This window comes from Zavarzinia aquatilis (genome assembly GCF_003173035.1).
Taxonomy (GTDB): domain Bacteria; phylum Pseudomonadota; class Alphaproteobacteria; order Zavarziniales; family Zavarziniaceae; genus Zavarzinia; species Zavarzinia aquatilis.
Genome location: NZ_QGLE01000013.1, coordinates 93,926 through 116,870, shown reverse-complemented (window position 1 = coordinate 116,870; position 22,945 = coordinate 93,926). Strand labels below are relative to the sequence as shown.

The window sequence follows — 22,945 nt, the reverse complement described above, 5'->3', positions numbered from 1 at the left end:
CCTGATCACGCCGCTGCCCGGCGCCATCGCCCTGAAGCCCGGCTCCGCCACCCTGCCCTTCTTCGGCGTCGCGCCCCAGGTGGTCGACGCCGAGGGCAATGTGCTCGAGGGCGCGACCGAGGGAAACCTCGTCATCGCCGACAGCTGGCCGGGCCAGATGCGCACGGTTTACGGCGATCACGAGCGTTTCGTGCAGACTTATTTCTCGACCTACCCGGGCAAATATTTCACCGGCGACGGCTGCCGCCGTGACGAGGACGGTTACTACTGGATCACCGGCCGGGTCGACGACGTGATCAACGTCTCGGGCCACCGCATGGGCACCGCCGAGGTCGAGAGCGCCCTGGTCGCCCACGCCAAGGTGGCCGAGGCTGCCGTCGTCGGCTATCCCCACGACCTGAAGGGCCAGGGCATCTATGCCTATGTCACCCTGAATGCCGGCGAGGAACCCACGGACGCGCTGAAGAAGGAACTGGTCGCCTGGGTCCGCCGCGAGATCGGCCCGATCGCCAGCCCGGACCTGATCCAGTTCGCCCCCGGCCTGCCCAAGACCCGCTCGGGCAAGATCATGCGCCGCATCCTGCGCAAGATCGCCGAGAACGAATTCGGCGCCCTCGGCGACACCTCGACCCTCGCCGATCCGTCCGTCGTCACCGACCTGATCGACAACCGGCAGAACAAGTAAGGCGCCCCCACCTCACCCCGGCCCTCTCCGCCCGCTTGCGGGGGGAGAGATACAAGGACGGGGGGTGAGGTGGGCAATCGCCGAGGGATTTCCGCTTCCGGGCACCTGTTCTTTCCCGGTCCATGACCCCCCGTCCGGCCTTCGTGCCCTGGCTGGACGGGGGGTCATGCGAGGAATGCTCATATTGCAATTCCCAAACCCCTTGCCGCATCGCACCATGGAATTGTGCTTTGCCCGCGAGGTTCTTCATGTTGCGTATGTGCGCGTCCGCTTTGATCGCCGTCGTTCTGGCGGCCCCCGCTCTGGCCGACTCCGTCCCGGCCGGATTGCCCGCGGCCTTCGTGAAGGCGCAGGCGAGCGTTCTCGGCCTTGATCCCGTCAACGACAAGATCGCCCTTGGCAGCGCGCATCTCCTGTGCCGCGAGGCCGTCGCCGCCGCGACCGTGCCGGCCATTCCGGGCAGCGAAAGCCGCCGCGCCGCACGCGCGGCCTATGACGGCTTGGCCGAACGGCTGGCGGCGAGCGAGCGCGGTGCCGATGCCCTGCTGGTCGAAGGACTGCGCGATGCCGGACAGGCGGATGCCTCGGCCGAAACCGTCGCCGCTTTGGCCGACCGGGCGCACAAGGGCCTCGCCTCGCGCCTGTTTCAGGTCAATCCGGCCACCGCCCAGGACATCGCCATCACCTGCCGGACGCTGGCCGCCTCGAGTTTCGAGACGATCAATACCCGCCTCGCCGCGCGCTGACACGCGGCGGCCGGGTCGTCAGCCGAGCTTCTTCTCGATGGTTTCGACCAGGGTGCGCAGCACCTTGATGCGGGCATAGTTCTTGTCCTCGCCCTCGACCAGGCACCAGGGCGCGAGTTCGGTCGAGGTGCGGGCGATCATCTCGATCACCGCATCGTCGTAATCGGCGCGTTTTTCCCGATTGTGCCAGTCGTCCGGCGTGATCTTGTAACGCTTGAAGGCCACTTTCTGCCGCTCGCGGAAGCGGCGCAGCTGTTCCTCGGGCGAGACCACCATGAAGAATTTGGCGATGATCATGTCCGAGTCGACCAGTTCCTGCTCGAGTTCGTTGATCTCGGCATAGGCCCGGCGCCAGACCGGCTCGGCCAGCAGGTGGTCGACCCGCTCGACCAGCACCCGCCCGTACCAGGAGCGGTCGAAGATGGCCAGGCGCCCTCGCGGTGGCATATGTCGCCAGAAACGCCAGAGATAGGGATGCTGGCGCTCCTCATCGCTGGGCGCGGCGATGGGCACGATGCGGTAGAAGCGCGGATCCAGCGCCTCGGACACCCGACGAATCGCGCCGCCCTTGCCGGCGGCGTCATAGCCCTCGAACAGGGCGATCACGCCATGATGGCGCAGCGCCTTCTCCCGCGACAACCGCGCCAGCCGCCCTTGCCAATGAGGCAGCGCCTGCTTGTAATCGTCCTTCGACAGGCGCAGGCCGAGATCGAGCGCGCTCAACACATTGGTCGTGCCCAAATGGGTCAGCGGCGGCGGATCGCCCCGGCGCCGGGCAGCCTTACGCGGTGCCGGCAGCTTCGGCTTCTGCTCCGTCGCCTCGTCCTGGGCCGCGATCACGCGCGAAATTTCGTCGACCAGGGTCCGCGCGACGGCGATTTCACGGTAGGACCGATCCAGCCCCTCGATGACGAACCAGGGCGCGACACCGGTCGAGGTTTCGCGCACCGTGCGCTCGGCGATGTTGCGGATGCGGCGATAGGCGCCGGCACGCTTCCAGTCTTCCTTGGTGACGCGCCAGCTGGTCTCATTGTCGGCTTCGAGGGCCTCGAGCCGCTTCTTCTGTTCCTTGGCAGAGAGGTGGAACCAGAATTTGATGACGAGAGCCCCCTCGTCCACCACCATCTGCTCGAAACGCTTGATCGCCTCCAGCTCCATGTCGAACTGGGCCTTGTCGCGACGCCGTTTCAGCCGGTCTTCCATGGGCGGCCCGTACCAGCCGGCGAAATAGACGCCGATACGACCCTTGGCCGGCAGGCTGCGCCAGAAGCGCCACATCGGCGGGCGACAGCATTCCTCGTCATTGGGCGGCAGATCGGGCACGACCTCGACTTGGCGGGGATCGAATAACTCACCGATCAGATGCGCCGTCTCGCTGCGGCCCGCGCCGACCACGCCGTTAACGACGATCAGCACTTCGGTCGAACGGCGATTGATCAATTCGGTCTGCAGCTGGATCAGCCGGGCGCGCAGCCGGGGCATCTCGCGGTCATAGGCCGCCTTGTCCAGCCGGTTGCCGATCTCCGCACTCTCGAACATTCCCACCGCCTCCTTCGTCCAAGGCCGCGACAGGGTTCCCCAACCGCCCCGGCGAAGCAACGGTACAAAAGAAAAGGGGCCGCGGCATGACCGCGGCCCCCAATCTTCAGGCGCTGAAAGGTGCCGATCAGGCGCCCAGCAGGCCGGTCAGCGAACCGAGCGGGTTGCTCGCTGTATCGAAGCTGCCCGTCAGGGTCTCGACCAGGCTGCCCAGCACCGGAATGCTGCTGAGGGCCGAAGCGTCCGGCAGACCGCCGCCGCCGAGCAGCGAGGCCAGCGAACCGAGGTCGCCGAGCGAGCTGAGGCCACCCAGGCCACCGCCGAGCGAGCTGAGGCCACCGAGACCGCCGAGGAGATCGGTACCACCGAAATCACCCGAGAGCAGGCCATTCACCGCGTCGAGCACCGGATCGAGCGCACCGTCGGTCGGACCGACCAGCGCGTCGACCAGCTGGGTCACCGGGCCGAGCGGGCCGGAGGCAACGTTGGTGACGTCGTTCAGCGGACCGGTCAGCGGCGACAGAGCGCCGGTGAGCGGATCAACCAGCGTATCGACCACACCGGCGACCGGCTCCAGCGGCGTGCCACCGAGCAGGTTGGCAACGACACCCTGGACTTCGTCGATGGTGCCGACCGAACCCGAGCCGCCGAGGCCACCGCCGAGGCTGGTCAGGGCACCGACGAGGTCACCGAGCACCGGAACGCCGTCCAGCGGGTTGCTGCCAGCACCCGGCAGACCCGGCAGGCCGCCGGCACCGAGATCGGTCAGGCTGGCGACGAGATCGCCGAGCACCGGAATGCCTTCCAGCGGGTTCGAGCCGCCACCGAGGCCGCCGGCACCGAGGTCGGTCAGGGTCCCGACGAGATCGCCGAGCACCGGAACGCCTTCCAGCGGGTTCGAGCCGCCGCCGAGGCCGCCGGCACCGAGGTCGGTCAGGGTCCCGACGAGATCGCCGAGCACCGGAACGCCTTCCAGCGGGTTCGAGCCGCCGCCGAGGCCGCCGGCACCGAGGTCGGTCAGGGTCCCGACGAGATCGCCGAGCACCGGAACGCCTTCCAGCGGGTTCGAGCCGCCGCCGAGGCCGCCGGCACCGAGGTCGGTCAGGGTCCCGACGAGATCGCCGAGCACCGGAACGCCTTCCAGCGGGTTCGAGCCGCCGCCGAGGCCGCCGGCACCGAGGTCGGTCAGGGTCCCGACGAGATCGCCGAGCACCGGAACGCCTTCCAGCGGGTTCGAGCCGCCGCCGAGGCCGCCGGCACCGAGGTCGGTCAGGGTCCCGACGAGATCGCCGAGCACCGGAACGCCTTCCAGCGGGTTCGAGCCGCCACCCGGCAGGCCGATGTCACCGGCCAGCAGGTCATGCACGCCGTCGAGCACCGGATCGAGCGCGCCGCCGTTCGGGCCGGCCAGAGCGTCGACCAGGCTGGTCACCGGGCCGAGCGGGCCAGTGGCGACATCGGTCAGACCGTTGAGCTGGCCGGTCAGCGGCGCCAGGGCACCGGTGGTCGGATCGACCAGCATGTCGACCGCATCGGCGACCGGCGCCAGCGGGGTGCCGTCGAGCAGATTGCCGACGATGCCCTGCACTTCGTCGATCGCGCCGCCGTCGGCACCGCCACCGAGGCCGCCACCGGCGAGGCCGGTCAGGGCACCGGCGAGATCGCCAAGCACCGGAACGCCTTCCAGCGGGTTGGAACCACCACCGAGGCCGCCACCGCCGAGGCTGGTCAGGGCACCGACGAGGTCACCGAGCACCGGAACGCCTTCCAGCGGGTTGGAACCACCACTCGGCAGGCCGGGCAAACCGCCGCCGCCGAGGCTGGTCAGGGCACCAGCGAGATCGCCGAGCACCGGAACGCCTTCCAGCGGGTTCGCGCCGCCACCCGGCAGGCCGGGCAGGCCGCCGAAGCCACCGGCCAGGGTCGAGCCGCTGAGCAGCTCGTTCACCGCGTCGAGCACCGGATCGAGTTCGCCGTTGCTCGGGCCGGCCAGGCCGTCGACGATTTCGGTCACCGAAGCCAGCGGCGCATTGCCGGCGACGCTGGTGACGTCGTTCAGCTGACCGGTCAGCGGAGCGAGAGCACCGGTGGTCGGATCGACCAGCATGTCCACCGCGCCGACCAGCGGCTCCAGCGGCGTGCCGTTCAGCAGATTGCCGACGACACCCTGCACTTCGTCGATCAGGCCGCCGTTCACGTTGCCGCTGTCGGCGTTCTGGCTGAGCAGGTCCTGCGCGCCATCCGTGGTCGAGTCGAGGGTCGCGTCCTGCGGACCGGCCAGCGCATCGACGATCTCGGTCACGCCGGCGAGGGGCGCATTCGCGTCGACATTGGTGGCGTCGTTCAGCGCCGAGGTCAGCGGGGCGAGAGCGCCCGTGGTCGGATCGACCAGCGTGTCGACGCCGTCAGCCACCGGCTGCAGCGGCGTGCCGTCGAGCGCGTTGCCGACGATGTCCTGAACGAGGTCGATCAGGCCGCCGTTGTAGTCGCCGCTGTTGGCGTCCTGGCTGACCGTGTCCTGCACGCCGTCGACGACGCCGCCCAGGGTCGAGTCGCTGCCGCCGGCCAGGGCGTCGACGATGTCGTTCACCGGCGAGAGCGGCGCATTGGTGTTGCTGTCGGTCACGTCGTTCAGCGGACCCGTCAGCGGCGCCAGAGCACCGGTGGTCGGGTCGACCAGCGTGTCGACCAGATCGGCCACAGGCGCCAGCGGCGTGCCGTCGAGCAGGTTGCCGGCAACGTCCTGGACGGTGTCGATCAAGCCGTTGGTGCCGTTGGTACCGCCACCGCCGCCATTGCCGCCGCCGCCATTGCCGCCACCGCCGTTGCCGCCGCCGCCATTGCCGCCGCCACCACCGTTGCCGCCGTTACCACCGCCGCCGTTGCCGCCGTTGCCGCCCGAGCCGCCACCGCCGATCGGCAGTTCGCCGCCGCCAGCGCGGCTGATCTGGCGCAGGCCGAAGCCCGAACCGGTCAGCATGAAATAGTTGCTGCGCAGGGCACCGTGACGCTGGATGTCGATCAGGGTCGGACCGCTGGAAGCCTGCTTGGTCCGGTTGGTGTCCATCAGGTTGGTCGCGGGCGTCAGATAGAAGCGGACACCGCCGAAGCCGGTCGCGCCATCTTCATCGAACATGCCGTTGGCGAAGAGCGCGACACCCGGGACTTCCGGCAGCAGCGCTTCGATGCCGACGTCGCCGCCCACACCGGTATCTTCCGCGTAGGCGACACCGGCGCCGAGGCGCAGGTTGGGATTGACGTAGATCGAGGCGCCGACGCGGCCGTAGAAGCTGTCTTCGACGACATCGCCCCACTGATAGCCGGCGAGGCCTTCGAGGGTGACGTTATCGAGATAATATTCGGCGATGCCGGAGACCGAATACTGCTTCAGCCCTTCGACATAATAGCCGCCGCCGGCGATACCGACCATGAACTGCTGCGGGTCGCGATAGAAGAGCTGAGCCGCGCCGCCCGCGTAGCCCGCCTCGTCCGCCACGACACCGGCGATCGCGTCGATCTGGAAGCCCATGTTCTGGCCGATCGGAGCCGCGATCGAGGCCGTGCCACCATAGAGCGTGCCGTTATCGTCACCGCCGCCGAAGATGTCGAACTTGCCGCTGACGCCGGCCAGCGCGTCGTTCCCGTAACCGAACTGGTCCCCGGAAACAGGCACCGCATCCTGAGCGGAGCTCCAGGTCGCGACCGCAAGGGTCGAGACCAGCGCCGTCGAGGAAAGGACCACCTTAAGTCGCCCGCCCGTAACAGACCTGTAAGGTCCACGCTGTCCGTGTTTCATTTCTTCCCGCCTCGTCAGCACTTGGCACTGTGCCCTAATGTGACTTGGGTGCCCCAAGCCGCCTGGATCGTCAAAAACAGCTGCCACCAATTTGGGAGAGAGACCCCCCAATACTGAGGCAACAACCCCCGTAACGTCAGTATCCGTCCAGATTTCGCACTTGGACCCGATCTGAAACCCCGGAAGCTTCACGAACTGGATTGTGTGATGTCCGCCTGATCATTTCGATTACGAACACCGCCGGAATAGAGAGTACCCGCCAATGCTTCCACCAAACTGGTTGGATAGGCTGCAGGCGGCACTTCCCCTGCGACACCATCGGGCAAATTCTGCCGGGCGACGGCATCATTAACCTTAATTTCTTCATACATACTTGTGGGACAATACAGGACCCATCGGGAATCGGCCCGGATTTGGCGTCCGAATACGATCCCTCGGGGCTGTGCGACATTTTCGCCGCGGTCGCGGCGGAAATGGTGACGGCCGTCACGTCCCGCCCCGCCCGGGGTGTGAGCTTGCTCACTTTCTTCGGCCGGTCCGCGGGCTACATTTCTCTCAGGTCAGGGCGAGATACAGCGATGGCCCCGAACCGGTACATGTTCAACCTGAGACGAAGGGCGAATTCATCATGAGCAACGAACTGTCCATCAAGCGCGGCACCAAGACCGATCCGGCCGATGTCGGCAGCATCGACAAGAGCAAGCTCGGCATCCTGCTGGCCAAGCCGCCGCAGACCGAAACCGAAGGCCAGGCTGCCTACAGCGGCTATACCCAGTGCCCCTGGTGCGGCCATGTCGGCTGGACCGTCGGTCTCGACACCAACTATTATGTCGACATCGTCTGCGGCTCCTGCGGCGGTTACTTCCGCGCCTGACGACGCATCGGGGTGGGTAATTCCAGAGATTACGCACCCCGGGCCCGCCCCCGGCCGCCACGGCGGCCGGGCCGCGCGCCGCTTGCCACGACGGCGCCGGCAGCACAGGCTGCGCGCCATGGCCACCGATTCCATTCCCGACCGTCGCCGCTTCATCGCCGAGAACACGGCGGTGGTCTCGCCCCCGCATACGCCGGAGCTGCGGCTCCATCTGGCGAGCGAAGCCATCCCGCTCTGGCACAAGACCGAGGAAGACCTCGGCGCCCTGGGCCTGCCACCGCCCTTCTGGGCCTTCGCCTGGGCCGGCGGACAGGCATTGGCGCGCTATATCCTCGATCATCCCGAACTGGTCGCGGGCCGGCGCGTGTTCGATTTCGCCTCGGGCTCGGGCATCGTCGCCATAGCGGCGGCGCGGGCCGGTGCCCGCACTGTTCTTGCCAGCGATATCGACCCTTTCGCCCTCGATGCGATCACCCTCAATGCCGCGCTGAACGGGGTCAGCGTCGAGGCGCAGGCCGCCGACGTGATCGGCAGGACCGACCTTGCGGCCGAGGTCGTGCTGGCGGGGGATGTCTGTTACGAGCAGCCGATGTCAGGCCGGGTGACCGACTGGCTGGGCGGTCTCGCCGCCGCCGGTCGCGTGGTGCTGGTCGGCGATCCGGGGCGCAGCTACCTGCCGCGCGAGCGACTGGAGTCGCTGGCCATCTATGAAATTCCGGTATCCCGAGAGCTCGAGGATGCCGAGGTCAAGCGGACGTCGGTCTGGCGCTTCATCGGGGCCTGAACGGACGCCGTGCCCGTGGCGGTTCCCACGGGCACGGCCTGGCCGTCAGGCCACCTGCCAGCTGAGCGCCGTCAGGCCACCTGCCAGCCGAGCGCCGTCAGGCCGCCTGCCAGCCGAGCACGGCCTTGATCTCGAGGAATTCCTCGAGGCCGAACTCGCCCCATTCACGACCGTTGCCGGACTGCTTGAAGCCGCCGAAGGGCGCGGCGAAGTCAGGGCCGGCGCCGTTCAGGTGCACGTTGCCGGTGCGCAGCCGGGCCGCGACCTTGCGCGCGTGCTCGATATCGCCCGACTGCACATAGCCCGACAGGCCATAGACCGTGTCATTGGCCATGCGAATCGCGTCTTCCTCGGTGTCATAGGGCAGGATGGCGAGCACCGGGCCGAAGATTTCCTCACGCGCGATGGTCATGTCGTTGGTGACGTCGGCGAAGACCGTCGGCCGCACGAAATAGCCTTTGTTCAACCCCTCCGGCAGGCCGAGACCGCCGGTCACCAGGGTCGCGCCCTCCTCGATCCCCTTGGCGATGAGGCCCTGGATCTTGCGGAAATGCACATCCGAGACGACAGGCCCCATGGTCACGCCCTTGTCGAAGGGATTGCCCACCTTGATCTGCTCGGCCGTCGCCTTCGCGATCTCCATCGCCGCGCCCTGCGATTCGCGCGGCACGAACATCCGGGTCGGCGCATTGCACGACTGGCCGGAATTGTTCATGACGCCGCGCACGCCGCCGCTGACCGCCGCGGTGAGGTCAGCATCGCGCAGGATGATGTTGGCCGATTTGCCGCCCAGTTCCTGATGCACGCGCTTGACCGTGTCGGCCGCCGCCTTGGCGACGAGGACACCCGCCCGGGTCGAGCCGGTGAAGGAGACCATGTCGATATCGGGATGGGACGACAGCGGCTGGCCGACGCCCGGCCCATCGCCATTGACGAGGTTGAACACGCCTTTGGGCACGCCCGCCTCGTGCAGCACTTCGGCGAAGATCATGGCATTGACGGGCGCGATCTCGGACGGCTTCAGAACGACGGTGCAGCCGGCGGCGAGCGCGGGCGCGACCTTGCAGACGATCTGGTTGATCGGCCAGTTCCACGGCGTGATGAAACCGCAGACGCCCACGGGCTCCTTGGAGATCGCCGTGGTGCCGCGCACGTCCTGAAACTCGAAGGTTTTCAGGACTTCGATCATCTTGGCGAGATGGGCGACGCCGGTCGCCGCCTGCGCCGCCTTGGACAGGAAGGCGGGCGCGCCCATTTCGGTCGAGATCGCCTCGACGAAATCGGCGTAGCGCGCCTGATAGGCGGCGAGAATCCGCTCGAGGAGGGCAATGCGCTCTTCCCGCGTCGTCTGGCTGTAGCTCTCGAAAGCCGCCCGCGCCGCCTTGGCCGCCCGGTCGACATCGACCGCCGAGCCGAGGGAAATCCGCGCGAAAGCCTCTTCGGTCGCCGGATTGATGACATCGAGCGCCTTCGGCACCGCCGGATCGACCCAGGCACCGTCGATATAGAACTTCAGATAGTCTTTCATGAGCCTCCTCCTCGCCGGTTGCTCCGGCCTTGTCGTGGTCTGGGACGTTAGGGCCATTGATAGCCGGCGTCGAGTGTCGTGGGCGAATGCCAGCCTCCTGCGGGCTCGGCACCAATTCGGCGTGAAATAGCTGACAATTTGTCCAACTCTCACTTGACGGCCAAGGCCGGCTGTTTCACTGCAATAGGCGGATATCGGACGAGGGATCGACATGCCACGCGCCACGACAACGATCTTGCTGGCGCTTTGCGCCGGCGCCACGCTCGCCGGCTGCGACAGCCTCGGCGACCGTCTGTCGAAGCGCCGGGCGTTCCCGGATTACTACACGCAGCCGACCGCCCCGGCGACGGCGCCCGGCAACACGGAAAACGCCGCGCCTGCCGCCGAACCCAGGCCGGTGCCCGCCCCCATCATCGAATCGACCCCTTCCGCCCTGCCTGCCGCATCGCCCACCGAAGCCGCCCCCGAGACGAACTCATCGGCGGAAGGCACGGCGGTCGATCCCGCGGCCGGCGCAACCACGATCTTCGACGCGACAAGCGCACCGGCGGCCCCCTCCACAACGACGCCTTCGATGCCGGCGGATCCCGCCGCGGGGGCGACCGTGATCTATGATGCCGGCGCGAATGCACCAGCCGCGCCTGACGCGGCGACGCCGCCGGGCGGCCCCGGCCCGCTCTTCATCGAAGTCCCGCCGGCTTCCGCCCCGGCGACGCCCGAGTCGACACCCGCCGACGCCGCCGCCACGGCGCTGCCGTCCGCCACGCCCGAGCCAGTCCCGGCCCCCGCCGCCGATCCCGTGTCCCCTCTGCCGGAGCCGGTCGAGCCCCCCCAGCCGCAGGCGGTCGGGACGACCGAGCCGCAGGCGGTCGGGACGACCGAGCCGCAGGCCGTGGAGGAATCGGGGACAAAACCGGCCGAAAGCGCCGAAACGAGCGATTCCCATGCCGTGGCATCCCCGGAGTCGGCCGCCACGCCGGCCGAACCCGCCGCGACGGGCGGCGCCCTGCCGGCACGCAGCATCAGAATCATTACGCCCTGAGTCAGGGATCTGGCTGAGTCAGGAAACAGGCTGAGTCATGACAACAGGCGGCCGGAAACGGCCGTCTGCGCAAGGCGAGGGAAAGGGGGGATTGATCGCCGATTCCGGCCCGCGATCAGAGGGCGTTCGCCATGCGGCCGAACTGGGCGAGAACCCAGTCGCCGATCTGAAAGACGACGAGGAACACCACCAGCGAAATCAGGCTGGCGATGAAGACATATTCCAGAGAGGTGGCCCCCTGCTCCTCGACGGACGGAGGGGGCGGAGTCGCTTCCTGGACCGTAAGGCCGGCGAGGCGGCGTAACGCTGCCCTGATCATGCCGAGACGCCCTCTCATATTAAGCCCCGCCGCATCGCCTGGGCGACACAGCGGGGCAAAGGCCCTTGATCGAAGATGACCCCGAAGGGATCAGTCAGACGATTAGGTGGCGTTGTTCAGCGTGTCCGAGACGTTGGTGAACACATCGCTGATGCCATTGCCGACGAAGCCCATGGCCACGATGGCGGCGACGGCGATCAGCGCGGCGATCAGGGCATATTCGATGGCGGTCGCGCCGCGTTCGTCGGTCTTGCGCATCGAGGCGATCAGATTGCGAAGCATTTCATCTCTCCTGTTCGGGACATCGGCTCTATCCGATCCCGTCAAACGGGTACCATATTCCTAGCGCCAATCAATCCGCCCGGCGCATGAGAAGACTATGGACCGTAATTCTTAACGCGGCGTTTCGATTGCAGGGCGTACCCGGAAAAGCGCCAGAGATTGCACCAAATTGGATTGAATAGGCACGAATTCCAGGAATTCCGGGGCATTGGCGGCCAAAAGATGCCCATTCAGGTAACCGGGATCGAGTCGTCGCAGGATGCCACCGCCCGCGACCAGACACACGGCGATGTAATCGACATCGCGCCTGCGCAGGACCGTTAAAACGGCCTGAGGATCGGTTGCGGAAAACACCGCGAGGGCGTCGTGCAGCGATGCCGAGCCGCGATGGTAAGGCCCGGCCACGGTGCGGAAAGCAGTCTCGTAGGCGATTCTCGGCCCGGCATTGATATCGTCCGACAGCACGATCGGATCGTCGGGGCCCTGAAGCTCCGGGGAGCGGACACCGTTCAGGGCGGCGACCAGCTGCGACAGATCGCAGGCCTCGCGCCGGACTTGCTCCCGCCCCGGCAGTGCAAGGCCGGCAAGCGGCACGATCAGGGCCATCCCGAGGGTTACCAGCGCCAGGCCGGCGATCCTGGGCAGCCACCGCAGCCCAGCCAGCACCCGCCCCGCCGCAGCCAGCAGACCGGCCGAGGCGACGGTACCGGCCGCCGCGAATTCGACAATGAAGCGCCGGAATTCCAGCCCGGCGACGAGTGTCATGAGAGCGGTCGCCAGAAGGACGACGATGGCGCGGCGGGCAGGCCCCTCCCCCTTTCCGACCAAGGCAAAGGGCAGCCAGAGGACGGTCAGCGCGATTCCCCCGACCTGGGAGAGGAGATCCGACCAGCCCACGACCTGTCGCAGATCGAAGGGCTGCATTTCCTTGATCCGGCCGATCACCGCCTGCATGTCAGGATCGGTGAAGCTGAGCGACGCCTTCTCGAACCCGGGGAAGGCCAGCGCGAGGGCCGCCAGAGCCACCACCGAAAACAGGGCGCCGACAACGATACGTCGCCATACCCGGCGCTTCTCGCTCGTCCTCCGTACAAGGAGGCGGTCGAGCAGCAAGCTGCCGGCGAAGACGAAGGTCATGGCGAGACCGAGGCCGAGATGGACGATGGAAACGCGGTCATGCTCGGCCGTCAGCCACCGGGCCGGTTCCACATCGACGGCAAGGGCAAGAGCGATCCCGCCGGTGAAACCAATGGCGATCCGCAGCCCCTGCGCGGCGAGCGCCGCACCCTCGTCCCTGCCCGCCACGAACAGAAGGCCGAAGGCGGCCAGTATCGGCACCACGACGAGCAAAGCCTCCGGGCCGACCCAGACCCCGAGTGCCCCGGCGGCACCGGCCAGCAAGGCCATGCCATGACGCTCCACCGACATCGCCGCCCGCAGCGCGGCGCCGAGCAGGACCACGGCGCAGAGCAGGATCAGCACATGGTGATCAGCCCGCCCCACGGCGCCATAGGCGAGCACGATGGGCTGGGCCAGCAGCATGATGCCGGCGAACCAAGAAACCTCACGCGACCACAGCGCGCGCGCCGCCCAGACCGCGAGCAGACAGGCGATGATGTGCAGCACGGGACAGATCAGCATCCCCGACCACCACAGCGCCTGTGGCTGGGGCACGCCCAGCGCCGCCGCCACCATCGCCGGCCCCAGGATCAGCAGGTCGAGCGGCCGGGTCCAGTGCAGGGGCATCCCTTCGGGCGCGCCCATGCGCGTTACCGTGTTGTCCCACCAGCCGCCGCCCTGCCACAATTGCTCGACCCGGAGCAGCCTTGTATAGCTGTCGGTATCGAGAAGCCGGTGCGCGCCGATGGCGCCGTCCGGCCCACCCGCCAGGCGCAGGTGCAGGGCAAGGGCGGCCAGGATGAACAGAAACGGCAGAAGGCGGCCGGCGAAAGTACGGTTCATGGCATTCCAGCTTCAGACAGGACCGAGCATCCGGTCGCGCGAACCGGCGGTTGGCGCCCATTGCAGCACGAATAGGGTTAACAAATGAACGCCGTCGACGATCCCCACCCCCAGACGGCCCCGGCGGTGGTGATCGGCGGTGGCCCCGCCGGTCTGATGGCGGCGGAAAGCCTGCTCGACGCCGGCTGCGCGGTCGCGCTTTACGACGCCATGCCCTCGCTCGGGCGGAAATTCCTGATGGCGGGCAAGAGCGGCCTCAACATCAGCCATGCCGAGGCGCTGGAGCCCCTGCTGGGCCGCTACGGCCCGGCGCGGCCCCGGCTGGAAGCCGCGATCCGATCCTTCGGCCCGGGCGAGATCACCGCCTTCGCCGCCGGTCTCGGCATCGAGACCTTCACCGGCTCGTCCGGGCGCATCTTTCCGGCCGGCTTCAAGGCCGCGCCCCTGCTGCGCGCCTGGCTGCGCCGCCTGCGCGCCAAGGGGCTTAAGATCCATGTCCGGCACCGCTGGTGCGGTTTCGGTGACGATGGCGCCCTCCGTTTCGAGACGCCCGGCGGCCCATGCGGCATTCCGGCCCCGGCAGCCACCGTGCTCGCCCTCGGCGGCGCCAGCTGGCCCAACCTCGGCAGCGACGGCGCATGGCGCCCCCTGCTGTCGGCGCGGGGGATCGCCACCCATGACTTCGGTGCCAGCAATTGCGGTTTCGACGTCGCCTGGTCCGAGGTGTTTCGCGGGCGTTTCGCCGGCCAGCCGGTGAAACCCGTCGCGGTGCGCTTCGGCGATCAGGAGGTCCGGGGCGAATTCGTGGTGACGGAAGGCGGGGTCGAGGGCGGCGCCATCTATCCCCTCGCCGCGGCGGCGCGGCGCGCGCTCGATCAGGGGCAACCGGCCATCCTCCTCCTCGACCTGATGCCGGGGCGGGACGAGGCGGCCCTCGCCGCCGCCCTGTCGAAGCCGCAGGGGCGTCACAGCCTGACCGATCACCTGCGCCGCTGCCTTGGCCTAAGCGGCGTCCGCGCCGGCCTGCTGCGCGAGGGGGCGGCTCCGGCGGACCTTGCCTCGCCGCAAGGTATCGCGCGGCGCCTGAAGGCCCTGCCCCTGCCCCTGACGCGGGCAAGGCCGCTGGCCGAGGCGATCTCGACCGAGGGCGGCGTCGCGCTCGACGCGCTCGACGATGATTTCATGCTGAAGGAACTGCCAGGCGTCTTCTGCGCCGGGGAGATGGTCGACTGGGACGCGCCAACCGGCGGCTATCTGCTGACCGCCTGCCTCGCCCTCGGCCATCGGGCCGGGCAAGGCGCCGCGCGCTGGCTGCGCGGGGGGCCGGTGTCGCTTTCACAATGATCGAAGGGATCACTCGTCGCCCCGGCGCAGGCCGGGGCCGCGTGACGAGAATGCTCCCTTTCCGTCACAAGATGCCGGCCTTTCGCCGGCAAGACGAGAAAAAGGAAACTTCCGGCCGTCCGAAAAGGACGCCGAGGCCCCCGGCGGAGAGCCGGGGGCCGCCCGAAACTGCTTACTTGTTCTTGCCGTGACGGGTCTTGATCCAGCGGACCGAGCCGGACTTGGAGCGCATCACGATGGTTTCCGTGGTGATGCCGAGCGGGGTGATCTTCACGCCTTCCAGCATCGAGCCGTCGGTGACGCCGGTCGCGACGAAGATGACATCGCCGCGGGCGAGGTCCTCGAGGTCATACTTGAGGTTGAGGTCGGTGATGCCGGCCTTCAGCGCGCGCGCCTTTTCCTCGTCGTTGCGGAACAGCAGACGGCCCTGCATCTGGCCGCCGATGCAGCGCAGCGCGGCCGCCGCCAGCACGCCTTCCGGCGCGCCGCCCGAGCCGAAGTAGATGTCGATGCCGGTGTCCGGCTCCGCCGTGGCGATGACGCCGGCGACGTCGCCGTCCGGGATCAGGTTGATGCGGGCGCCGGCGGCGCGCACCTTGGCGATCAGCTCAGCATGGCGCGGGCGGTCGAGGATGCAGGCGGTGACCTGATCGACCGGCACGCCCTTGGCGTCGGCGATGGCCTTCAGGTTCTCGGCCGGATCGCGGTCGATATCGACGATGCCGGGGGCATAGCCGCCGCCAACCGCGATCTTTTCCATGTAGACGTCGGGTGCGTGCAGGAAATGGCCGCGACGAGCCAGCGCGACCACGGCGAGGGCATTCGGCCAGGCCTTGGCGGTCAGAGTCGTGCCTTCGAGCGGGTCGAGGGCGATGTCGATTTCCGGACCCTTGCCGGTGCCGACTTCCTCGCCGATGTAAAGCATCGGGGCTTCGTCGCGCTCGCCTTCGCCGATGACGACGGTGCCCTTGATGTCCATCTGGTTCAGCGCCGTGCGCATGGCGTCGACGGCGGCCTGGTCGGCGGCCTTTTCGTTGCCACGGCCCGCCAGCTTCGCCGCGGCGATGGCCGCCGCCTCGCCGACCCGAACGAGTTCGAGCACGAGGGCGCGATCGTCCTCCGCCCCGATTTCGCCGGGGGCGGCCTTGGCAGTCTTCTTCGTCGCCATGTCCAGTTCCTTCAAATCCACTCTGCGCCGCCTCAGGCGCGCTTTATCTGTTCGATGCGAATCATGGTGGGGGCCTCGAGAACCGAGGCCAGCGCGCCGATCCGCGCCATGGCCCGCGCCATGGCGGCTTCCTGTACTTCGTGCGTCACGATCACCACCGGCACGCCTTCGCCAGGCGCGCGTCCCCGCTGCAGCAGGGACTCAATCGAGACCTGCTCGTCGCGCAGGATGGCGGCAATGTCGGCGATAACCCCCGGCCGATCAACCACGGAAAGCCGAAGGTAGCAGGCACCTTGTCGCGCCGTGACCGGCATCACCCTGGCGGGCGACAGTGCCTCGACCGGCACGCCGAACAGCGGCAGCCGGACGCCGAGGGCGATGTCGACGATATCGGCCATCACCGCCGAGGCGGTGGGGCCGGCACCGGCGCCCCGGCCCTCGAACATCATGCGGTCGACGAAATCGCCATGCACCACGACGCCGTTGAACACGCCGTCGACATGGGACAGGGGCGAGCCCTCGGCGATCATCACCGGGTGGACGCGGACGTCCAGCCCCTCGCCGGTGGAACGGGCGGTGCCGACCAGCTTGATGCGGAAGCCGAGTTCGCGGGCGAAGGCGATGTCGAGCGCCGAGACCCGGCGGATGCCCTCGATGTGAACGGCGTCGAAGTCGATCTTCGCCCCGAAGGCGAGACTGGCCAGCAGGGCGAGCTTGTGCGCGGCATCGACGCCGTCGACGTCGAAGCTGGGGTCCGCTTCGGCATAGCCGAGCTTCTGCGCCTCGGCCAGCGCGTCCTCGAAGGAGGCGCCGCTCTCGGCCATGCTGGTCAGGATATAGTTCGAGGTACCGTTCAGGATGCCGTAGACAGCCTCGATCCGGTTGCCGGCCAGCCCCTCGCGCAGGGCCTTGACCACCGGAATGCCGCCCGCGACCGCCGCCTCGAAATTGAGGGCGACGCCCGCCTTCTCGGCCATCGCCGCGAGGGCGACGCCGTGATGGGCGAGCAGCGCCTTGTTGGCGGTGACGACCGGCTTGCCCCGCGACAGGGCCGCCTCGACCGCGGCCTTGGCCACGGTCTCGCCGCCGATCAGCTCGACCACGAGGTCGACATTCTCGTCCGCGGCCATCTCGACCGCGTCGGCATACCAGCGCGCCCCGCCGAGGGCATTGCCGAGGCCGCGATCCTTGGCCGGATCGCGGGCCGAGACCGCGGTGATCTCGATCCGCCGCCCGGTACGCAGGGCGAGACGGTCGGCATGAGCCGCGAGCAATCGCACGAGACCGCCGCCGACCGTTCCCAGGCCGGCGACACCCAGTCGCAAGGAATCCGTCACGCCACGACCTTTTTCTGCACCGCCGCGTCCTGCGGACGCGCGGGGTCCGCCGAGGCGAGGAAACGTTTGATGTTGCGGATGGCCTGGCGCGTGCGGTGCTCGTTCTCGACCAGCGCGATGCGGACATGGCCATCGCCGTATTCGCCGAAGCCGAGGCCCGGCGCCACCGCGACCTTGGCCTCGGTCAGCAGGCGCTTCGAGAATTCGAGGCTGCCGAGATGGGCGAAGGCGGGCGGGATCGGCGCCCAGGCGAACATGGTCGCGGGCGGCGACGGCACGTTCCAGCCGGCGTCGAGCAGGCCGGGGATGAGCACGTCGCGCCGCGCCTTGTAGATCTGGCGCGCTTCCTCGACACAGTCCTGCGGGCCGTTCAGGGCGGCGGTGGCCGCGACCTGGATGGGCGTGAAGGCGCCGTAATCGAGATAGGACTTCATGCGGGCCAGGGCCTGGATCAGCTTCTGGTTACCGACGGCGAAGCCCATGCGCCAGCCGGGCATGGAATAGGTCTTGGACATCGAGGTGAACTCGACCGCGATATCCTTGGCGCCCGGCACCTGCAGGATCGACGGCGGCGGATTGCCGTCGAAATAAATCTCCGAATAGGCGAGGTCGGAGAGGATGTAGATCCCCTTGGCCCGGCAGAATTCGACGATGGGGGCGTAGAAGTCGAGGTCGACCACCTCGGCCGTCGGGTTCGACGGGTAGTTCAGCACGATGGCCGTCGGCATCGGCACCGAATGGCGCGTCGCCCGCTCGAGCACGGTCATGAAATCCGTCTCGGGCGTGACCGGCGGCAGCGAGCGGATCGCGGCACCGGCGATGATGAAGCCATAGGGATGGATCGGATAGGACGGGTTCGGCACCAGGATGGTGTCGCCCGGCGCCGTGATCGCCTGCGCGAGATTGGCGAGGCCTTCCTTGGAGCCGAGGGTCGCGATGACTTCCCGGTCCGGGTCCAGCTCGACGCCGAAACGGCGCGCGTAATAGGCGGCCTGGGCCTTGCGCAGGCCCGGAATCCCGCGCGAAACGGAATAGCGGTGGGCGCGCGGGTCGGCCACGGTCTCGACCAGCTTGTCGACGATGTGCTTCGGGGTCGGCAGATCGGGGTTACCCATGCCGAAGTCGATGATGTCCTCGCCGCGGGCGCGGGCCTTGGCCTTCAGGGAATTGACCTGCTCGAAGACATAGGGCGGCAACCGCCGGATGCGATGAAATTCGGGATCCATGATCGGACCTGATGTCCCTTCAAGGGAATGCGAGTTGAGAGAGTGAGTAGATTACTCGACGAAGACGACCGCTTCGGGCCCCTTGCCCCGGTTGCGCTGGCTGGCGGCCCCGGCGTCGGCGACGATCGCCTCCACCTTCACCGCCTGCGCGGGCACGCCCGCGGCCATCAATTCGGCCGCCACGGCATTTGCCCGGTCGATCGACAGCCCAAAGGCCCCGATCGAGTCGCCGCCATCGCCCTTGGCACGGGCATAGCCGACGATCCGCACCTGCGCCGCACCGGAATGCAGCGCGGAAGCCATCTGACGGATGGATTCGCGCGCTGCCGGCGAAAGGTCGATCGACCCTGCGGCAAAACCGATCACCGTGCCACTGCCTGAAGCCGATCCCGCCGCGGCAGCGGCGGTGGTAGCTCGGCTGGCCGGCGCGGCGGCACGGCGGCCTGCGTCGCGCGGCGTGTCGAGATCGACGCGAACGCGGGCGGGCGCGGCCCCGCCAAGGGCCGCCTGCATCGCCGCCGTCATGGGCACGCCGGTGACCGGCAGGGCGGGCGCGCGCGACGCCTCGAACTGCGGCATCGCCGTCGGAACATTGCGCGGGCTGCGGGTTTCGGCCAGCTGCTGCTGGTAGATATCGGCGACGATGACGCCGGGCGGCGCCTGGGCAGGAATCGCCAGCTCACGGGAAGCACCCGCGGTGACGAGGGCAAGGCTGCGCGTCTCGACCGGGGCCGGGGCGGGCGCCGTGCCGGCGCGGCCGGGCGCGACCGCGGGCTGGGCCCCGCCGGCCACCCGAATCTGGGGCGCGGGCGCGGGCGGCGCATAGCGGCTGCCGACCGGGGCCGGCTCGGCGGCGGCGACCGTCGTCGTGCCGCGGGCGGCGGCGACCGAGGCCGGGGACGGCACGGGCGCCCGTTCGCCGGCCGGGGCCGAACTGATCGAGGCGATGACGCGCGGCGTCGGGCCAGACGCCATCTGCCGCTGCTCCTGCCCCTCGGGCGCGGGCAGGCTGGCGACGGTCGGCGGCACCTTCAACGGGCGCACCGCGCCCGTGGTCGGCCGCGGCGCGGCGGGGTCGGCGACGGCTTCCGCCTGGGCCGACGGCCGGGCGACGGCGCGCGGCACGGCGGCGGCATAGCCGCTGCCGGTATTGGCGGCCGGGCGGCTGGAATAGGACGCGGCTTCCGGCGTCGAGGGCAGCGGCGGCGGCACCTGGCCACCGTCGGCGCGGCGCTGATAGCTGCCGAAGGGCGTGATGCCCCGGGCTTCGGCGGCCTGGCGGCGCTCCTCATTGGGATCGCGGATTTCGCTGGCGGCGACCGGCGGCAGGCTGCGCGGCGACGGCGCGGCGGCTTCCTCGCCGCCACGGAGGGCCTGGCTGGTGTATTGCGCGTTCTGTCGGTCGCCCGCGAGGCTGTTGGTGATTCTCACCCGCTCCGCCGCCGTGGTCGAAGGTGTCGGCCGCGTGGGCACCGACGACAGGGACGGAAAGCTCTCCTCGATGGTCGCCGGGCGCCGCACCGCATCGGCATCGCTCGTCGTCTCCGGCGTGTTGCCGGCGGTCGAAGGCGAATCACTGGCCGACTGGGCGAACCCCGGCGTGCCGGCCGCGAGCACGGCGCCCAGCGCGGCCGAGGCGACGCTCACCGCCACGACGATGGAAGGCACCAGACGTGCCGATCCTTCTGCGCCCCGCAAGACCCTAGCGACCATGGATTGAACCCCGAAACGACCCGGCCCGCGCGGGCCGCATAACATTTAGACAGACGTCGACTTTAACGCATAACGCAGACCAATTATACTCCCCCGCACGAGGAAGCCCACGCCCGTCAGTCTCTCAACAATAAGGAATGGTTCATGGCCGATCAACACGGCAAAGACCAGCAGCCGATCCCGGACCCGGCCGCCTTTGCCCGCAACATGGTTGAAGTCGCCAAGCGCTGCCGGAAACTCGTCGCTGAATTCATGGAACGGCAGGACATCGTCCGCAAGAACGTGAATTTCGATCCGCAGAATCTGGTGGCCGCCTACCTCGAGATGACGGCCAAGATCATTTCGAATCCGTCCTATATGCTCGATGCCCAGGTCAAGCTGTGGAAGGATTACGCCCAGCTGGTGCAGAGCGCGACCAAGCGCCTGCTCGGCGAGAGGCCGTCGCCGGTGATCGCCCCCTCGAAGAGCGACAAGCGCTTCAAGGACAAGAGCTGGGAAGAGAATCAGGCCTTCGACTTCATCAAGCAGTCCTACCTGCTGGCCGCGCGCTGGATCCAGAACACGGTCCACGACGTCGAGGGGCTGGACGCCAAGACCAAGAAGAAGGTGGAGTTCTATACCCGCCAGTTCGTCGACGCGATCGCGCCCTCCAACTTCGTGCTGACCAATCCCGAGGTGCTGCGCGTCACCATCGAGAGCAACGGCGAGAACCTGGTGCGCGGGCTCGATCATGTGCTCGAGGATCTGGAACGCGGCAAGGGTCGCCTTGCCATCCGCATGACCGACCCCAATGCCTTCGAGGTCGGCCGCAATATCGCGGTGACGCCGGGCAAGGTCGTGTTCCGCAACGATCTGATGGAACTGCTGCAGTACGAGCCGGTGACCGAGAAGGTCTACAAGCGGCCGCTGCTGATCGTGCCGCCCTGGATCAACAAATATTACATCCTCGACCTGAAGCCGCAGAACTCCTTCATCAAGTGGGCGGTCGACAACGGCTTCACCGTCTTCGTCGTATCCTGGGTGAACCCGGATTCGAAGCTCGCGCAGATCGGCTTCGAGGGCTACATGAACCAGGGCGTGCTCGCCGCGCTCGACGCCGTCGAACAGGCGACCGGCGAGCATCAGGTCAACGCCATCGGCTATTGCATCGGCGGCACGCTGACCGCGGCCACCCTCGCCTATCTGCAGACCATCGGCGACAAGCGCATCGCCGCCTGCACCTTCTTCGCCGCCCAGGTCGATTTCGCCGAGGCGGGCGAGCTGTCCGTCTTCATCGACGAGGACCAGCTGGAGTTCCTGGCCGACCGCATGTCGGAAAAGGGCTATCTCGAAGGCGGCGACATGGCGACGACCTTCAACATGCTGCGCGCGAACGACCTGATCTGGTCCTTCGTCGTCAACAACTACCTGCTCGGCCGCGATCCCTTCCCGTTCGACCTGCTGTTCTGGAACCAGGACGCGACGCGGATGCCGATCGCCATGCACATGTTCTACCTGCGCGAATGCTACCAGAAGAATCTTCTGTCGCAGCCGGGCGGGATCACCCTGAACGATACGCCGATCTACCTGAACAAGGTGAAGGTGCCGCTCTATTTCGTCGCCAGCCGGGAAGACCACATCGCCCCGGCGCGTTCGGTGTTCCGCGGCGCCCGCACCTTCAAGGCGCCGGTGCGCCTCGTCCTCGCGGGCTCGGGCCATATCGCCGGCATCATCAACCCGCCCGAGGCCAAGAAGTACCAGTATTGGACCAACGATGACCTGACCGGCGCCGCCTCGCTCGAAGACTGGATCTCCAAGTCGACCGAACATCCGGGCAGCTGGTGGCCGGACTGGCTGGAATGGATGTCCAAGAAATCGGGCGCCATGGTCCCCGCCCGCGTCCCCGGCGACGGCAAACTGCGCGTGCTGGACGATGCACCGGGCACTTACGTGAAGATCAAGTCTGAATGAGACCCGGGGCGGGGGAGCGATCCCCCGCCCCGTTCGCTTGTAAGAGCTGCGCCGGCCGCGTTGTCAGTTGACCGAAACGTCACCGGGCCCCTGATCGGGCGTGCCATCATCGCCGCCGCCATCGGCCCCCGAGACGGCACCCTTGTCATCGCCCGCCTCGGCCTCGCCGGCACCGCCCTTGTCGTCGCCCGCGTCGTGGCCGGCCCCGTCATCGCCGCCGCGCCCGCGTGCTTCACCCGCCTCGCCGCCGCGCCCGCCGGAGCCAGCCTCGCCGCCACGACCGGCATCGCCGCCGCGGCCGCCTTCGCCACCATGGCCACCTTCGCCACCATGACCGCCGCCGCTGCCACCACCGTGGCCACCGCCACCATGGCCCCCCCCACCACCGTGCCCGCCTTCACCACCGGATTTGGCATAGGCCACCGAGGCACCGAACAGGCCGCCGGTCGTGCCGGCCAGCGGCGCGCCGAGGACCAGCGTCAGGGTGGCGAGAGAAGTGATAAGGCGCTTTGTCGTGTTCATGTCGATCATCCCGTCAGGTTCGGCATTGATCTGCCGATGACAAGGACGAGCGCCGGGGGCGAAACCGTCCCTCGGCCGGGACGAATTTATTTTTTCGCGGGCATGGACGTTTCCCTGTCCGCCATCGT

At 68.2% G+C, this 22,945-nt stretch carries 18 protein-coding genes; 7 read left to right on the top strand and 11 right to left on the bottom strand.

Going from position 1 to position 22,945, the window contains the following annotated elements; all coding sequences use genetic code 11:
* Both DKG74_RS18655 and DKG74_RS18650 read left to right on the top strand, forming a co-directional pair.
* Positions 1-685: AMP-binding enzyme (locus DKG74_RS18655; RefSeq protein ID WP_165837756.1), on the top strand; the 685-nt coding region annotated here is incomplete at its 5' end.
* Positions 686-933: 248 nt separating this feature from the next.
* Entirely contained in the window at positions 934-1,431 is a 498-nt protein-coding gene (locus tag DKG74_RS18650) for a hypothetical protein (protein ID WP_133251625.1), read from the top strand.
* Positions 1,432-1,449: 18 nt separating this feature from the next.
* On the opposite strand, the gene pap is transcribed toward DKG74_RS18650, so the two are convergent.
* The gene (gene pap, locus DKG74_RS18645; protein ID WP_109907690.1) at positions 1,450-2,970 is read right to left on the bottom strand and encodes a polyphosphate:AMP phosphotransferase; all 1,521 of its coding nucleotides are present in this window, start codon (positions 2,968-2,970) and stop codon (positions 1,450-1,452) included.
* A gap of 127 nt (positions 2,971-3,097) precedes the next feature.
* Entirely contained in the window at positions 3,098-6,712 is a 3,615-nt protein-coding gene (locus tag DKG74_RS18640; RefSeq protein ID WP_109907689.1) for a hypothetical protein, read from the bottom strand.
* Positions 6,713-7,394: 682 nt separating this feature from the next.
* Between DKG74_RS18640 and DKG74_RS18635 the strand changes: the two genes are divergently transcribed.
* Together DKG74_RS18635 and DKG74_RS18630 are read left to right on the top strand one after the other, a co-directional pair.
* Entirely contained in the window at positions 7,395-7,640 is a 246-nt protein-coding gene (locus DKG74_RS18635) for a hypothetical protein (protein ID WP_109907688.1), read from the top strand.
* Positions 7,641-7,758: 118 nt separating this feature from the next.
* Positions 7,759-8,424 (top strand): class I SAM-dependent methyltransferase, encoded by a 666-nt coding sequence (locus DKG74_RS18630; RefSeq protein WP_109907687.1) that lies wholly within the window; start codon positions 7,759-7,761, stop codon positions 8,422-8,424.
* A 97-nt stretch (positions 8,425-8,521) separates the two neighbouring features.
* Here DKG74_RS18630 and DKG74_RS18625 read toward each other — a convergent pair whose 3' ends face one another.
* Entirely contained in the window at positions 8,522-9,952 is a 1,431-nt protein-coding gene (locus DKG74_RS18625) for an aldehyde dehydrogenase family protein (protein ID WP_109907686.1), read from the bottom strand.
* A gap of 211 nt (positions 9,953-10,163) precedes the next feature.
* Between DKG74_RS18625 and DKG74_RS18620 the strand changes: the two genes are divergently transcribed.
* Positions 10,164-10,994: a hypothetical protein gene (locus tag DKG74_RS18620; protein WP_133251624.1), complete on the top strand. Its 831-nt coding sequence runs from the start codon at positions 10,164-10,166 to the stop codon at positions 10,992-10,994.
* A 115-nt stretch (positions 10,995-11,109) separates the two neighbouring features.
* Here DKG74_RS18620 and DKG74_RS18615 read toward each other — a convergent pair whose 3' ends face one another.
* From DKG74_RS18615 to DKG74_RS18605, 3 genes are all read right to left on the bottom strand, one after another.
* Positions 11,110-11,331: a Flp family type IVb pilin gene (locus DKG74_RS18615; protein WP_109907684.1), complete on the bottom strand. Its 222-nt coding sequence runs from the start codon at positions 11,329-11,331 to the stop codon at positions 11,110-11,112.
* Positions 11,332-11,415: 84 nt separating this feature from the next.
* A complete protein-coding gene (locus tag DKG74_RS18610; protein WP_207779413.1) occupies positions 11,416-11,595 on the bottom strand; it encodes a Flp family type IVb pilin in 180 nt (59 codons plus the stop codon).
* Between the two features lie 111 nt (positions 11,596-11,706).
* The gene (locus DKG74_RS18605; RefSeq protein WP_109907683.1) at positions 11,707-13,557 is read right to left on the bottom strand and encodes a hypothetical protein; all 1,851 of its coding nucleotides are present in this window, start codon (positions 13,555-13,557) and stop codon (positions 11,707-11,709) included.
* Positions 13,558-13,641: 84 nt separating this feature from the next.
* Here DKG74_RS18605 and DKG74_RS18600 point away from each other — a divergent pair, with 84 nt between their 5' ends.
* Positions 13,642-14,901 carry a TIGR03862 family flavoprotein gene (locus tag DKG74_RS18600; protein WP_109907682.1) on the top strand — a complete coding sequence of 420 codons (1,260 nt, stop codon included), beginning with the start codon at positions 13,642-13,644 and terminating at the stop codon, positions 14,899-14,901.
* A gap of 172 nt (positions 14,902-15,073) precedes the next feature.
* On the opposite strand, the gene glpX is transcribed toward DKG74_RS18600, so the two are convergent.
* Genes glpX through DKG74_RS18580 form a run of 4 tightly spaced genes read right to left on the bottom strand, consistent with a single transcriptional unit; the run spans position 15,074 to position 20,300 of the window.
* Entirely contained in the window at positions 15,074-16,069 is a 996-nt protein-coding gene (gene glpX / locus DKG74_RS18595) for a class II fructose-bisphosphatase (RefSeq protein ID WP_109907698.1), read from the bottom strand.
* 32 nt (positions 16,070-16,101) lie between these two features.
* Positions 16,102-17,406 carry a homoserine dehydrogenase gene (locus tag DKG74_RS18590; protein ID WP_109907681.1) on the bottom strand — a complete coding sequence of 435 codons (1,305 nt, stop codon included), beginning with the start codon at positions 17,404-17,406 and terminating at the stop codon, positions 16,102-16,104.
* Entirely contained in the window at positions 17,403-18,632 is a 1,230-nt protein-coding gene (locus DKG74_RS18585) for an LL-diaminopimelate aminotransferase (protein WP_109907680.1), read from the bottom strand. Before DKG74_RS18585 ends, DKG74_RS18590 begins: the two co-directional genes overlap by 4 nt.
* Positions 18,633-18,683: 51 nt before the next feature.
* Positions 18,684-20,300 carry an OmpA family protein gene (locus DKG74_RS18580; RefSeq protein ID WP_133251623.1) on the bottom strand — a complete coding sequence of 539 codons (1,617 nt, stop codon included), beginning with the start codon at positions 20,298-20,300 and terminating at the stop codon, positions 18,684-18,686.
* A 189-nt stretch (positions 20,301-20,489) separates the two neighbouring features.
* Here DKG74_RS18580 and DKG74_RS18575 point away from each other — a divergent pair, with 189 nt between their 5' ends.
* On the top strand, positions 20,490-22,295 hold the full coding sequence (locus DKG74_RS18575; RefSeq protein WP_109907678.1) for a PHA/PHB synthase family protein: 1,806 nt from the start codon (positions 20,490-20,492) through the stop codon (positions 22,293-22,295).
* Between the two features lie 63 nt (positions 22,296-22,358).
* Here the strand turns inward: DKG74_RS18575 and DKG74_RS22090 are convergent, their stop codons facing one another.
* Positions 22,359-22,817: a hypothetical protein gene (locus DKG74_RS22090; protein WP_207779412.1), complete on the bottom strand. Its 459-nt coding sequence runs from the start codon at positions 22,815-22,817 to the stop codon at positions 22,359-22,361.
* Positions 22,818-22,945: the final 128 nt, after the last annotated feature.